11 protein-coding genes are annotated in these 14,257 nt (G+C 63.3%); 4 read left to right on the top strand and 7 right to left on the bottom strand.

Annotation, left to right across the window (positions count from 1 at the left end; genetic code table 11):
• Positions 1 to 7 precede the first annotated feature (7 nt).
• On the top strand, positions 8 to 916 hold the full coding sequence (locus E7T06_RS10090; protein ID WP_136365672.1) for a UvrD-helicase domain-containing protein: 909 nt from the start codon (positions 8 to 10) through the stop codon (positions 914 to 916).
• A gap of 89 nt (positions 917 to 1,005) precedes the next feature.
• Complete coding sequence (locus tag E7T06_RS10095; RefSeq protein ID WP_168733466.1) at positions 1,006 to 1,683, top strand: single-stranded DNA-binding protein; 678 nt, start codon at positions 1,006 to 1,008, stop codon at positions 1,681 to 1,683.
• A 322-nt stretch (positions 1,684 to 2,005) separates the two neighbouring features.
• On the opposite strand, the gene E7T06_RS10100 is transcribed toward E7T06_RS10095, so the two are convergent.
• The 4 genes from E7T06_RS10100 to E7T06_RS10115 form a co-directional block, all read right to left on the bottom strand.
• Positions 2,006 to 2,524 (bottom strand): hypothetical protein, encoded by a 519-nt coding sequence (locus E7T06_RS10100; RefSeq protein ID WP_136365674.1) that lies wholly within the window; start codon positions 2,522 to 2,524, stop codon positions 2,006 to 2,008.
• A 606-nt stretch (positions 2,525 to 3,130) separates the two neighbouring features.
• Positions 3,131 to 4,630, bottom strand: a complete 1,500-nt coding sequence (locus E7T06_RS10105; protein ID WP_136365675.1) for a protein adenylyltransferase SelO — start codon at positions 4,628 to 4,630, stop codon at positions 3,131 to 3,133.
• Between the two features lie 293 nt (positions 4,631 to 4,923).
• A complete protein-coding gene (locus E7T06_RS10110) occupies positions 4,924 to 6,375 on the bottom strand; it encodes an MDR family MFS transporter (protein ID WP_136365676.1) in 1,452 nt (483 codons plus the stop codon).
• Between the two features lie 27 nt (positions 6,376 to 6,402).
• Positions 6,403 to 6,774 carry a VOC family protein gene (locus E7T06_RS10115; RefSeq protein WP_136365677.1) on the bottom strand — a complete coding sequence of 124 codons (372 nt, stop codon included), beginning with the start codon at positions 6,772 to 6,774 and terminating at the stop codon, positions 6,403 to 6,405.
• Between the two features lie 358 nt (positions 6,775 to 7,132).
• Here E7T06_RS10115 and E7T06_RS10120 point away from each other — a divergent pair, with 358 nt between their 5' ends.
• Positions 7,133 to 7,807 carry a helix-turn-helix domain-containing protein gene (locus E7T06_RS10120; RefSeq protein WP_136365678.1) on the top strand — a complete coding sequence of 225 codons (675 nt, stop codon included), beginning with the start codon at positions 7,133 to 7,135 and terminating at the stop codon, positions 7,805 to 7,807.
• 95 nt (positions 7,808 to 7,902) lie between these two features.
• On the opposite strand, the gene E7T06_RS10125 is transcribed toward E7T06_RS10120, so the two are convergent.
• Entirely contained in the window at positions 7,903 to 8,901 is a 999-nt protein-coding gene (locus tag E7T06_RS10125; protein WP_136365679.1) for an acetylxylan esterase, read from the bottom strand.
• A 971-nt stretch (positions 8,902 to 9,872) separates the two neighbouring features.
• Between E7T06_RS10125 and E7T06_RS10130 the strand changes: the two genes are divergently transcribed.
• Positions 9,873 to 11,249: a replication initiator protein A gene (locus tag E7T06_RS10130; protein WP_136365680.1), complete on the top strand. Its 1,377-nt coding sequence runs from the start codon at positions 9,873 to 9,875 to the stop codon at positions 11,247 to 11,249.
• Between the two features lie 402 nt (positions 11,250 to 11,651).
• Here E7T06_RS10130 and E7T06_RS10135 read toward each other — a convergent pair whose 3' ends face one another.
• Together E7T06_RS10135 and E7T06_RS10145 are read right to left on the bottom strand one after the other, a co-directional pair.
• Positions 11,652 to 11,870: a helix-turn-helix transcriptional regulator gene (locus E7T06_RS10135; protein WP_240740956.1), complete on the bottom strand. Its 219-nt coding sequence runs from the start codon at positions 11,868 to 11,870 to the stop codon at positions 11,652 to 11,654.
• Between the two features lie 755 nt (positions 11,871 to 12,625).
• Entirely contained in the window at positions 12,626 to 14,251 is a 1,626-nt protein-coding gene (locus E7T06_RS10145) for a polysaccharide biosynthesis tyrosine autokinase (RefSeq protein WP_168733467.1), read from the bottom strand.
• Positions 14,252 to 14,257: the final 6 nt, after the last annotated feature.

Raw genomic sequence — 14,257 nt, forward strand, 5'->3', positions numbered from 1 at the left:
CGAGAGCATGGACGTGGTGTTGGTGGATGAGACGCAGGACTTCTCCCGCTTGCAACACCGCTTGGTTAAGCATGTCATCGGGCGGCGCGGACGGGTGGTCTTGGTCGGAGACCGGGCGCAGGCCATCTCCGAATTCACCGGAGCGGACGCGGGAGGTCTTGACCGAGCACAGGAAACGTTCAACGCCCTGCCGCTCCGGCTCACCGTGACCTTCCGGTGTCCCAAGAGCCACGTCGCATTGGCAAGTGAGTTCAGCGACCTGATCGTGGCGGCTCCCCATGCGGCAGAGGGTGAGGTGTCCAGCGTCAGCGAAGATGAGGTGCTGAGCGAGTTGCAACCCGAAGACTTGGTCATGGCCCGGACGAACGCGCCGATGATCAGTTTCGCGCTGCGGTGTGCCCAGCAGGGCCTGACTGTGGAAGTGATGGGCCATGACCTCGTGGCGAAACTGGAGGGGCACGTCACGCGCTGCTTCGCGTATCCGTTCGAGGTGGCCGACATCGAACCCCGCCTGCAGGAGTACGGGATGGCGCTGCTCCAAGACCACTACGAACAAGGGGTACGCGGCAAGCGGCTGCGCCGAGCGATGCAGCAAGACGTCGACCTGCTCGTGTGCATCGCCGCCCTCGCTGCCGAGGTGGCCACCCGCGCTTTGCCGACTCGCGGGACAAGCGCGGCAAGCAGCGCACCCGGCGGGAGATTGAACGGCAATTCGGAGACTGAAGGCGGCGGGAGGACTGGAGACGGAACCTCCCGTTTTGTGTTGGAACGCACAAGAACAAATCGGGAGGCCGAGAGCACACATCAGGCGGCGGACGGACCGGGGAAACGCTGTCTCCCCACCACGGCCCTGAACAGCGTCCGGTCTGCGGTGATGTTAGATCACTCTCCACACCCCAACGATCAACAGCTTTGACCGCCTGACGGCGGTCACTGAAAAGTATGCAGGGAAGAATAGCCTCCACCGGAAACCGGAACGGACGGCACCCTGCCAGGAGACCCATCATGAAAAGTATCGCCAACCTGAACCTCATCGGCACTGTCGTCTGTGACCCCGCTACCCGTACCATCTCCGGCACCGACTTTGCCGAAGCCACCCTCGCGCTGGACTCCATGCTCAACGAACGCAAAATCACCAACTACCTGCCCCTGACCTTCGTTGGCGGCGCAGCCACTTCGGTGGGCGAGCGCATCAAGGCCGGAACCACCGTCTCCGTGCAGGCGACCGTGCGCCAAGGAAAGTGGACGACCCCTGACGGGCAGAAGCGTTCCAAAGTGCGCTTGCAGGCCTTGTGTCATGAAGTGCTCGAAGGCGACTTCACGACCATCGCCGATAAGAACGGCGGGCGGCGTCTGACCGAAGGTATCAGCACCGCACTCCTGGGCGGCAATCTGGTCGCCACGCCTGAACTCCGCTACACCTCTAGCGGCGATCCGGTTGGTGAACTTCTCGCTGGCCCTGAGCGAGAAGTTCACCAACCGCAAGGGTTAAGTTGTCGAGCGCACGTCGTCCGTGGAAATCAAGGTATGGAAAGAAAAAGAACTGGCCCTGAAGGTCGCTACGCTGTCCAAAGGCACCCCCTGACAGTCATCGGCGCATCAGTGTCGGATTCGTGGATGGACAAGGACGGCAACAAGCGTTCCTCGCTGGACCGGCGCGCAAGTGCAGCCCGACGCCGCTGATCTTCACCGTACGCGTCTGCGACTTACCGCCCTGTACCAGCAGTCCAGAAGGATCGGTGACATTCAGCTGTGTCCACGGCAGCCGCAGATGCGTCGAGCCCGAAGCGGAACAAAAGTCCTGGGTCAGGTCGCGGCTGGCCGGATTCTCCGGCGGTCCACCGCGCAGGCGGCCAGGTTTGTCGGTCTGTGCGGGATACACCGTGCCGTCCCGGCCGATGCGGCGGAGACGTCGTACAAGCGGTAAACCTGCTCCCTGACTTGGCGGAGCTTGAACGCTGCGTAGTCGCGGTTAACCCGCAGGACGCCCCCTCGCCACTGAGATCTACTTGGAGTTCGTTGCCTGCGGCCGGATGGGTGTCCAGGCGCAGATCCACCAGGCCAGACTGGGTGCGCCACGCGAGATGCAGCGCAGCGGGAGTGGCCTGGGCGTGCAGGCCCGGCGCATCCGGCACGGGGGGCAAGGTCCGGCGCTGGGGACTGCACAGCGCCGGCTCTCACCCTCGGGATCGGTGGTGATGAGGCCGTAGTGTTCTTCAGCGTCTAAGGTGTTCAGCCAACGCGGATCAAGGTCGGCAGGACACTCGAGGTTCAGAAACAGCCAGTTGCGCTTGAACCATTCGTCCAGCCAAGCGAAGACGATGCCGCCTGCGAGCCCTTCTCGCCGGAGGGTGCGGTTCAGCGCGACATTGATGCGGGCCTGCTCGGCTTCACTGTGTCCACCAAGGTGTGAGGTCGGGTGCTGGACGTCTCCACCAGTGCGTTTTACAGCTGGCACAGAAGGCCCAGCGCACCACTCGCTGAGCAGGACGCGCTGGTGGCGCAGCGCGTCCGTGAGCTTCACCAGGCCCGCACAGGGCGCTCCGAGGCCCCTCGTCTTCAAGCCAATCTGCGTGCTGAAGAACAACACGTTTCCCGCAAGCGGATTCCGTGCCCTGTACGGGCTGGGAGTCTGCAGGCCAGGGGAAAGCAGCGATTCGTTCGAACGCCCGAGTGCGAACATATGTGTGTAGTCTGTCCCAACGTGCTCAACCGAACCTTTGCCTTTCAGCACGCCAATACGGTGCGGACCCTGGTGGTGTGCAGTTCCCAACAAGGCCACGGAGGCAGAGACTACGAGGGCAATACCCCATCCACCTCTGTTGTCCAGCCAACAGCGTCCTAGAGAGCGTGTTCAGTGCGGGGAGAAGGGCCGCTGACCGGCGTCTTGGCCTTCGTGCTGTTTCAGCAGCGCGTCTGGTCAAGCGCCGACCGAGTGATGCTGAAGACGCCTTTACAACGCCTGGAGCTGGCTCCGGACCGGGCCGCCAGCCGTCGTTCTTGGATCTGAGCGCGAGCGGAGTTGAAGGGGTGCCACGCAGACAGGATGTCCTGGGTCGAGCAACTTCTCGTTCCACGGGTCTCGATCCTTGGCAGTGGGTGACCAACTGTATGCCTCATCTGCGCATCGTCAGGTGCCGCAGAACGTGCGATAGTCGGCCGTGACCTCCGCACGCGCCGGTTCGGTGTATTCGGCCTGCTCCTGCGTCTCGTCATAAGGCCGTTGGAGCGCCGTCAGCAGGCGTCTGAAAGGTGCGAGATCTCCTTGTTCGGACGCGGCTGACAAGGCTTCCTCCACCCGGTGGTTGCGTGGGATGACCGCCGGGTTGACGCGGCGCATGCGCTCGGCCCGTTCGCCTGATTCCGGAGCCTGCCCGCCTTCTCCGCGTGATCGCCAGCGGGCGAGCCAGGCGTCAGCTGCCTGCGGCTGGGGGAACAAGGAGCGAAGCGGCCGTTCGTCGCCCGCCGCCGCATCTGCCAGCCGGCGCCACCCAAGGGTGAAGTCCACTCTATGGTGGTGCAGCAACGTCAACCAGTCCGCCGCGAGCGCGCGGTCTTCCTGATCATCCCCAGCTTGCAGGCCCAACTTTTCTCTCTGGCCTCTCAACAGCGCAGCGGCATACCACTCGGGGAAGGCATCGATCACCTCGGTCGCCTGGCCAATGGCTTTGGACAGGGCGCCTTGGCCCTCGTCTCCGGCGATCAGGGGCAGCAGGGTCTCGGCGAGCCGGGCCAGGCCCCAGCGCGCGATCAGCGGCTGGTTGCTGTAGGCGTAGCGCCCCCCATGGTCAATAGAGCTGAACACCGCGTCTGGGTTGTACGCCTCCAGAAAGGCACACGGTCCGTAGTCGATGGTCTCGCCGGAAATCGTCACGTTGTCGGTGTTCATCACGCCGTGAATGAAGCCGACGTTCATCCACTGGGCCATGAGGGCCGCTTGCCGCTGCGCCACCCGCTGGAGTAAGGCGAGATACCGGTCAGGTGTACCCACGAGCTCTGGGTCATGCCGGGCCAGGGCGTAGTCGGCGAGCTGCCGAACCCGTTGCGTTTCGCTGCGGGCGCTGAAGAATTCGAAGGTGCCCACGCGCAAATGGCTCGCTGCCACGCGGGTCAGCACGGCACCGGGCAGAGGACGCTGGCGGTAGACCGGCTCGCCCGTGCCCGCCACGGCCAGGGCTCGTGTGGTCGGGATCCCGAGTGCATGCATGGCTTCGGCGATGAGCACCTCACGCAACATGGGGCCAAGGGCCGCCTTGCCGTCGCCCCCCCTCGAGAAGGGGGTGCGGCCCGAGCCCTTGAGCATGATGTCGCGGCGGCGTCCGAGCCTGTCGATGACCTCACCCAACAGCAAGGCGCGCCCGTCGCCCAGTTGAGGCGAGAACGCGCCGAACTGGTGGCCGGCGTAGGCCTGGGCGAGCGGTTCGGCCCCCTCAGGAACCAGGTTGCCCGCAAAGATGGCGGCGCCTTCAGGCCCGTTCAGCACGTCAGGATCCAATCCCAGCTCGAGTGCCAGTTCGAGATTGAAGAACAGTAAACTCGGTGAAGGAACGGACGCTGGTTTCCAGGGGGCGTAGAAGCCCGGCAGGTCACGCGCATAGGTGTTGTCGAACTGGAAAGGGGAGGCGGCCATGGCCAACAGTCTGACGGCTGCCCCACATCTTGCCGGAGTCAGGTCACAGTCTCAGCTTTCTGAGAAATCGTTGCTGCCTAGTCCTGCACGGTGCAGGGTTGTGGCGGAAATATCTGTTAAACCAAGCCGTGGACCGCTTGGTTTGTCACTCTCCCTCAAGCCGAAAAGCCTGTTGGCAAGGGTGATCTTTCAAGACCGTCCTACACAGTTTGGCTGGCTCTGGGCCCTCAAGATCAGGCGCAACAGTCTGGAGGGCGCAGAATCCTGCACCCCCGTGAAGTCGAGGGTGGCGATCAGTCACCATGCTGCGGCAGAGGGTCACTGGACGAACCCTGCTGCTGAGCCGTCCGCTTCAGGAACAGGGCCAGGACCACAGCCAGCGCGCCAATGGCACCCGATACGGTGAAAGCCAGTTGCAGGCCACCGACCTGGGCCGCCAGCGGGGCGCTGCCCTGAGCGCTCAGCTGGGCGGCCCGGCCCGCCATCAGCGTCACCAGCAGGGCCACGCCCGCCGCCCCCGCCACCTGTTGCAGCGTGCTCAAGATGGCGCTGCCGTGTGAGTACAGCTGCGGCGGCAGCGGCGAGAGCGCCGACGTGAAGACCGGCGTGAACAGCAGGGCCAGCCCCCCACTCAGGGTCAGGTGCAGGGCCAGCAGGGCCCAGATCGGCGTGCCCGCGTCGATGCGGCCCAGACCGAACAGCACCGTGGTCATCAGCAGGCTGCCTGGAACCACCAGAGGGCGCGGTCCCACGCGGTCGTACAGCCGCCCGACGGCGGGAGCACACAGGCCCATAACCAGGCCGCCCGGCAGCAGCAACAGGCCCGTCTGCAAGGTGCTCAGCCCACGCAGGTTTTGCAGGTACAGCGGCAGCAGGATCAGGCCGCCGAACAGCGCCATCATGGCAATGACCATCAGGCCGACGCCCAAGGTGAACACGGGGAAGCGGAAGGCGCGCAGGTCGAGCAGCGGTTCGCCCGTCCGGCTCAGATGGGTCTGCCGCCACAGGAAGGCCGTCAGGGCCGCCGCACCGACCAGCAGCGGCACGCTTACGCTCGGGTCACTGAGGCCACCCTCACCGAAGCGGCTCAGCGCGTAGACTAGGCCCCCGAAGCCAAGCGCCGAGAGCGGCACCGAGAGCACGTCCAGGCTCAGGCGGCGCGGCGTGCCCACGTTTTGCAGCGTCCGTGCGCCGTAGGCCAGCATCCCCAGCGCAATCGGCAGCACGAACAGGAACATCGCCCGCCACGAGAAGGTTTGCAAGATCAGCCCCGAAATGGTCGGGCCGATGGCGGGGGCCACCGAGATCACGATGCTGATGTTACCCATCACCGCGCCGCGCCCGCGTTCAGACACCACCGTCAGGACGGTCGTGATCAGCAGGGGCAGCATGATGGCCGTGCCGCTGGCCTGCACGATGCGCGCCAGCAGCAGCGGCACGAAGCCGGGCGAGATCGCCGCGAGCCCGGTGCCCACGCAGAACAGCGTCATGGCCGTCAGGAACACCGTCCGGGTGCTCAGGCGCTGGAGCAAGAAGCCGGTGACGGGAATGACCACCGCCATCGTCAGCATGAAGGCGGTCGAGAGCCACTGGGCGGTGCTGGCCGTGACCTTCAGGTCGACCATCAGGCGCGGGAGGGCGACGTTCATGATCGTTTCGTTGAGGATCACGACGAAGGTGGCGATCAGCAGGATCAGGATCACGGCGCGGCCCTGCGCAGAGAGGGATTCAGTCGGCAGACTCATCGGTAAACCTCCAGGTTCAGGCGGCGTTCAGGTGTTTTCGAGCACCGACAAGATGTTGCCTGCCGGGTCTGCGAACCACGCGATGGTTGGCCCCTGACCGCGCATGACGCCTCTCTCGTCCAGGTTCATGCCCGCGTAGCGCAGCAGGTTCACGCCGCTCGCGGCCAGGGCGTCCACGGCGGCGTCCACATCATCCACCGGAAAGTTCAGGATGGTGTAGGCAGCGGGCACGTGGTCTGGTTTGGGATACACCAAGACGGGTCGGCTGCCCGTAATGTGCAGGCGCAACATGCCGTGTTGCTCGCTGACTTGGAGGCCCAGCACGTCGGCGTAAAAGGCTCTGGCCGCCGTGAGGTCGTTCACGGCGAAACCACTGAAGGCGGGGGAATGCTTGAACATAGGTCTCCTTGACGGTGCAGGGGCGAGGCGTTCTAGGAGGAAGGGGCTCAGGTCGTCCTCGGTGGGCTGAGGCATCCACTCGTGCGGTATCTCGCTGTTCCGTTCGTCTGGCCCGGCGACAGGCCTCTTGAGCGGGCGGGCCAGTGCGAGCAGCGGCTCATGAGCGAACTTGCCTGGGATACCGTCTGTGCATGACGTCCTCCTGTGGGGTACGGCGGGCCAGAGGGAGCGCGTTCCAGTCCCGCAAGATGCGTCGACTTGTTCATAATTTTCCTTCCTATTTAGTCTATAACAGAATAGTACGAAATTGCAACTTTGGACTTAGTTTAAAGTACCGGATCGGCCTAGACTGAAAAGAATGGCTGTCCAGCGCTCTGCCCCTGCCCGCCGCTATGACGATGGCTGTGCGGCGGCGCACGCCCTCGATCTGGTGGGTGAGCGCTGGGCCTTGCTGGTCGTGCGAGAACTGCTGCTCGGGCCGAAACGGTTCAGCGACCTGCGTGCTGATCTGCCGGGCATCAGTCCCAATGTGTTGTCGCAGCGGTTGAGAGATTTGGAAGACATCGGCGTGATCGGCCGCGACCAGCTGCCGCCACCGGCCGCGAGCTGGGTGTATGTCCTGAGCGAGTGGGGCCGCGAACTGGAACCTGTCCTGCAGCAGCTGGGGCGCTGGGGGGCACGGTCGCCCAGCAAACCGCAGGCCCCCATCAGCCTCGCCACGTTGGTCACCGCCATGAAGACCATGTTCCACCCGCCTGCCGCGCAGGGGGTGAGCAGTACCGTGGCGCTGCAGATGGGCCGCGACCGCTTCTTCGTCCGGGTGCATCAGGGGAGCTTGGACGTGCAGCGCGGCGTTCCCGAGTCCCCGGACGTGAGCCTGACCGGCGACGTGCAGCTGCTGGGCGGCCTGTGCTTTGGTGGTCTGCTTCTGGCGGACGCCGAAGCGGGCGGACTGGTCGTCGAAGGCGACCGCGCGGAGGCGCAGCGTTTCCTCACCCTCTTTCAGATGCCTGAAGTCGTGAACCGGGTCTGACCTCCAGGCGAGGCGCTGTGCCCCTGAGCTGCGGCCGACCAGCCGTTAGCGATCTGTTGTCAATCGCAGGTGTTTCCTCACGTCTCCCCGGGCGCTTAAGAACGGACCCCCGCTGGGCTGGAACGAGACAAAGGCAACCAGCGGGTCAGGATCTCCATTTTCTCCAGCGTCTGCAGGTTCTCGCCCCCCTCATGGCCGTTGAAGGGATACACGCGAATCTCTTTGGACCCCGCGTAATGGTTGTACGCGGCGTAGACCGTACTCGGTGGGCAGACGGTGTCCATCAGACCGACTGAAAACAGGGCCTGCGCCTGAGCGCGGGCCGCGAAATGCAGGCCATCAAAGTACCCCAGGGTCTCCATCACCGCCGCCGTCCGGGTGCGGTGCGTCCGCAGATAGCGCGCGATTTCGCTGAACGGCGCGTCATCGGTCAGGGTCACCGCGCGGCTGAAGTGGCACAGGAACGGCACATCCGTCAAGCACACCTTCAGATCGGGGAGCAGTCCGGCCGCGGCCAACGCCAGCCCTCCACCCTGACTGCCGCCCATGACCGCCATCCGGGTGGGATCGACCAGCGGATGGGCCCGCGCCGCCTCAACGGCACGAACCGCGTCGGTGTACAAGCGGCGGTAGTAGTACGTGTCGCGGTTCAAAATGCCCTGGGTCATGAAGCCCGGCACATGCGGTTCGCCGCCGGCCTGAGGATCCGGCGTCTCGCCCTGACGCCACGCGCTGCCCTGTCCGCGCGTATCCATGACCAGGTGGGCGTAGCCCAAAGACGCCCAGAGAAGCCAATCGGTGGGATAGCCGCGCCCTCCGCCGTAGCCGATGTATTCCACCACGCAGGGCAGGGGCTCGCTGGCCCCCGCGGGCATCAGCAACCAGCCTTTGATCGGCGCGCCGCCAAATCCGGCGAAGGTGACGTCATAGGCGTCGACTTGGCGCAGCAGCGGAAACACCGGTTCAAAACGGGGGTTGAGGTCAAAGGTGCGGGTGGTGGCCAGCGTGTCCGCCCAAAAGGGGTCAAAATCAGCGGGGGCGGCTTCGGCGGGGTGATAGCGTTCCAGCTCGGACAAGGACAGATCAAACTGCATGAAACCTCCAGGGACAGCGGGCCGGGCCAAACTGAGGGGGAGAAGTTGTGATGAGAGGGAGTCCGAAGTTTAGGTTCTGGACTTCGCTGGCCGGCTGCTCAACCACTTAGGTTAACCGGGAGAGCCGATGATGGGCCTGTGTTTCAGAAGGGAAGTGGTTGAGCTTCAGAATTCACCACCAACGGGTGAAATACGGCATTTTATGCAGCTGTTGAAGCAGCATGACCGCGCGTCGGCCCAATGCTCCGGTGTCAACACTGACGGAAAATCTGTTCAAAAGGCTCAGTCCGGTTGGTGTCCCTGGCCCAAAACATATGTCAGTTGAGGAGGTGTGCGGGCTACTTGAGAGTCGGCGGGCGTCTGGATTGAGGTCAGTTTGATCAGGGCCACCACCTTCACTTTTCAGGGGGTCAAGTGGGCGGACGGCTCGACTCCTCTTGGGCACGGACAGTCTGGGGCGTTGAGCGGGAGAAAGTGTCGACTCTAGCTCCGGACAGTTTGGGGCAGACATGGTACGGACACTTGGGGGGATTGAGAAAAAATCTGTGTGGGAGACTGTTTTTGGTGGGGTGCTCCTCACGGACACTTGGGGGGATTGAGTCCTGTAAGCCACGGACACTTTGGGGGAAGTGGTTTGCGGACACTTTGGGTGATTCGGGAGCCAACGCGCCGTTTTGCCGCAATAGGTGGACAATACCGTCGTTACCGCTCTTAAAACGGCAGGAGCGGACAGTTTGGAGGGCGAGCGCATTTACCTTACGGACACTTGGGTGTGAATTTCATACAGCGAGCGGACAGTTTGGGGGGAGAAGCTCATTTCCTCGCGGACACTTGGGGGGATTGGGGAGCCTTTCTTGCGGACAGTTTGGGGGAAAGTGTTTAAAAACCCTGTCTAGGACGCTCTTTCTGTCTATGTCTTGTTGTTGACAACCTTCATTTTCTTTTTAAACAAAAAAAACATAACATCAAGCATGACCTTGCCGCACCGGACAGCACCGAAGCGCCCACTGTCCCGGCATGTCGATGAGCTCAACCTGGCCCGCTTGAGCCTGATCTCAATGCAGAGTCGGGTGGGCCCCACCAGCACGTCTTGGGAAGACCACTTTGAGGACAATGGCCAAGCGGTGTCGGTCAAATGCATCGGCACCTCCCAGTATCTGGTGCCCCACGGCATCGACAACGATCTGATCATCGGAATTCTGTACCTGTTTGCTGCAGCGGGGTATCCGGAAAATAATGCCGTGACCTGCACCGCCAATCGACTGCTCAGAGCGGCGGGCCTCGACACCTCGGGGCGGTATCACAAGAATTTGCACGAGTCACTGATGCGGCTCTCGCACACCAATTTTCATGTGGAACGTGGCTGGCACGACGGGGGCCGTTTCCGCACCGTGATCTTCCGGCACGTCCATGAGATCGTCTTTGACACCGCTGAGTCGGGCGGCGCGGTGGATCAGGACAGCCAGATCACCATCGTTCTTCCGCCTGCGATTGCTGAAAGCTTGAGGCGTGGTTTTATCAAGCCGCTCAACAGCCAGATGTTGGGGGAGCTGCGTCAACCCCCTGCCCGGGCGCTCTACCGCCTCCTGGATGGTCAGCGCCATGATTTGCACGATCCCTCGGTTCGTCTGGGGGAACTGGAGGTCAATCTGGTGGCTTGGGGCCGCAAGGCCCGGATCCTGGACCTGCGGCCAGACAAGATCCGCCGCGTGCTAGATGCGGCCCATGACGAACTGATCCGGGTGCGGTACCTCAGCGGCGTGGCGTACCAGGGCCGGGGTCAGGCACAAACGATCACCTACACTTTCGCCCACGAACTGGAACAGGTTGATCCGGCGCTTTTGGATCGTTTGGCAGTGCGCGGGATGGCTCCCAAGGTGGCCCGCAACCTGCTCTCCACCTTTGGCCGGGACACGGTGCGTGACCGGCTGGATGAGGCTGAGCGGCTGGTTGCTGGCAAAAAAATGCCGGGCGCTGGCTTTTTCGTGAGCTTTATTCGGACTCCGGAAGGTTACCGTCACCGTTTTAGCCCGGCTGCTCAGGCCCGGGTGCAGCACGTTCGGCTGCTGGAGCCTCCGGTTGAAGAAGACCCCAATCAGGTCATTCAGCGCCGTCTGGAAGCTATGACGGTGATTGAGCGGGCCAAAGATACCGTCCGTGCCCTGAAGGTGGCCTACGGCGTCCGTCTGAGCAGCGCGCAATACGAGACATTACGGGAGAGTCTGGAGGTTGAAGCCCTAGATGCCAGCAGTCTGCGGGTGGCGGCCGCGCAGGCATTAGCTGGAGGGCACCGAGACACGGCAGCCCGTGAACTATTGGTGCTGCTCGCAGGAGTGCAGTCAAGATGATTTGACCCCTCAGAAGAGAGAGGTGACCAAACTCGTGCTCAGGGCTGACCACTTCAAGGTCTGCCCTGCACTTCTGGCAGGTTTTTGCCTCTCACTGAAGCTTGGGGCGAGCCCAAAGTGCCGGCTCTGTTTGACGGTTGATACTGCTGGTTTGCTCCGGAGACGCTCGAGCGGTACGAAGATGGAGCAGACGAGTTGTGGCCAGTCCGTACTAGCACAACGGCCCATGCGCTGGTCTCCGGCGCACTTCGCGTACCGTGCCTCAAGCTCCTAAATCTGCGGCCAAGAGTGGAAGTGCCTCCCTGATCAAGCCCGGAGACCTCGACCTCATTGGTTCCCGCCAGCCGGTTTACAGGGTAAATCTAAAACCTGTCTAGGACTGGGGAGTAATTTCGTTCAAAGCTAATCCAGCAACTCGCCTATAGATACGCCGAAAGTCAGGGCAATTTTGTCAATAATATCGATTCCGACACTATTTTTTCCACGTTCCATAGCGCCAATTTGGTTGCGGTGCAGGTGTGCCTTCGCTGCTAAATCTTCTTGTGACCATGCGCGCTCGTGCCGCAGTCGCCGCATGTTGTCGGCCAGCCGCAAGCGAACAGATGGGAACTCGTTGGTCATGAGCGTCATGATGTGGCAGCTCGACGCTTTGAAGCCAGACTAAATATAGTTCCACCAAATATGGTGTAATATGAATTATGAAGCGTGCTCAACAACGGTTTCTAGGTCTTCCGGCTCCGCGTCAGTCCCCTTCCGATGATGAGTCTTTGCCGATCAGCTCTCTTTGTCTCTTGGATGCAGCCCACTTGGACTTGATGCGGCAAGTGAATGTGCTCGGCCGGTGGCAAGGTGGAACACTTTTTGGCGAAGTGGTTGCGGGTCACTTCACTGTTCAGCTTGTCACTCCCTTGGGCCCTCCCACTGGGGCGACCCATCCCTTGTTTCCTCACCTGCCTTACTTGCTGGGGTGGAGCGACTGTGTCGCCAGGGGATCTGACGAAGCTGTGGATTGGTACGGCAATTGGCTCGCCGCCCCAGACGGCCGTCTGCCGGATGCGCGTGCGGATCTGAGCTGGCTGGCGTTGGGAGCGAGTCAGGGTCTTTTCGATGAGCGGCACGCCCTCCTGGTGCTCGGAATGCAGGAGGGACAGTTGCTGGGACGGGCTTACCGTTGGGAGGAGGGCCAACGGATGGATGTCACCTGTTCTTTTGGCCTCAGGGCAAGCGGCCTATAGATTGTTCAACCGTCGGCGAGGGAGTCCATGACCCAAGAGGTGACCTGTTGAGGTGAACTCCAACTGCTCGAGATGAAGTTGGAATTGGTGCCATAACGTGTATTCAGCCCGCAAGCCGTCCTCTTGCCAATAATGCCCGGCTCAGTTCCCCTGTGCGTAGCTGTACGAGTACCCGTAGCCCTGCTGGCCGCGGCGTACCTTGTTGACCACGATGCCCAGCAGCTTGACCTGCGAGGTGCGGGCGCCCTGCAAGACCCGCTGCACTTCCGGCACCGAGGTTTCGTTGCTTTCCACCACCAGTACTAGGCCGTCGGTATGGGGCGCGATCACGAAGGCGTCGGCCACCGACAGCAGGGGCGGGGTATCAATGAGCACCACGTCGTACCCGGTGGCCCACTGGCGCAGCAGTTCTGGTAGGCCGGGGGTGTTCAGCAGGCTGGCCGCGCGGCGGCCTACCTCTCCGGCCAACAAAAGATGGATGCCGCGCCCCACATCGATGGCGCTGGCCAGCGTCGGATGCTCGATGGCCTGAACCACCGTGGTCTGGTGACCCGCTTCGGCGCCGGGCAGCGGCACCCAGGGGCGTCCGCCCACAGTCCAGAATTCTTGCTGGGTGGGGCGGTGCACGTCCAGATCGATGACCAAGACCCGCTTGCCGGCCAGCGCATACGACTCGGCCACAGCGGCAACCACCGTGCTTTTGCCTTCGCCGGGGCGGGCGCTCGACACGGCGAACAGGGCCGGCGTCTGCGGCACGGCCGTACTGAGGTTGACCCGGATGAAGCCGGTGGGTTCGTACAGCACGCCAGCAGTGGCGGCGGTGGCAGTTTCGGCGCGTCGGCCCCTGGCCATGCGGGGCAACTCACCAATCGCGGGCACGTCCAGCGCAATGATGTCGGCCGTAGAGCGTACCCGGCGGCGCAGCGAATCGAGCAGCAGGGCCAGGCCCGCGCCCGCGAACAGCGTCAGCAGGGCGGCCAAGACCGCGTTGCGGGCCGGCTTGGGCGCCACCGGCGAGCGCGGCGCGTTGGCCTCGGCCAGGAGGGTCAGGTTGCCCACCGCGCCTTCCTCGAACACGGTGGCCTGCGACAGATTGAGAATCAACTGGCCCCGCGCCGCGATCAGGCTCTGGGCCTCCACGCTTCCGGCGGGCACCGCCGCCAGGCGGGTGGAAATATTCTTGAGTTGCTCCTGCAAGTTTTTGCGCGCGCGGCCCACGCCGGTGCGGGCCCGGCCCATGTCCCAGTCCAGCAGGGCCTGCGTGGCGGCCGTGGCCAGCACCCGCGCCGCTTCGGGCGATTCGGCGCTGGCCCGCAGCTCGTACACGCCGCGCTGCTGGGTGTCCAAGCGGGCCTTCACGGTCACGCGGCTGAACTTGTCGGAGGCCAGTTCGTTGTTCAGCTGCTGACTGATGGCGGCCTTGACCTGGTCTGGAATCTTGGCGGTCTTGAGCAGGGCAATCATCCGCTCGACGCTTTGGCGGCTGTGGACAACTTCTTCCACCGCGCCCTGCGGCAACTGCGGCGCCGTGACCGAGGCGCTGTTCAGCACGCTGTTGCTGTTGTCGTTTTGGGCGGCCATCACGCTGGTCACCGCTTCATAGGTGGGCGCTTGACGCTGGAACAGGGCGTAAGTGGCCCCGCCCACCAGCACCGGGGCCAGCAGCAGCGGCAGGGCCTGACGGCGCAGGACCGCGAACACCTGGGCCAGATCGATGTCGTCGGTGGACTTGGAGCGGGAATCAGGCGGTGAGGGGAACTGGGTCAAAGCGGG

It is taken from the genome of Deinococcus sp. Arct2-2 (assembly GCF_004801315.1).
Classification (GTDB): domain Bacteria; phylum Deinococcota; class Deinococci; order Deinococcales; family Deinococcaceae; genus Deinococcus.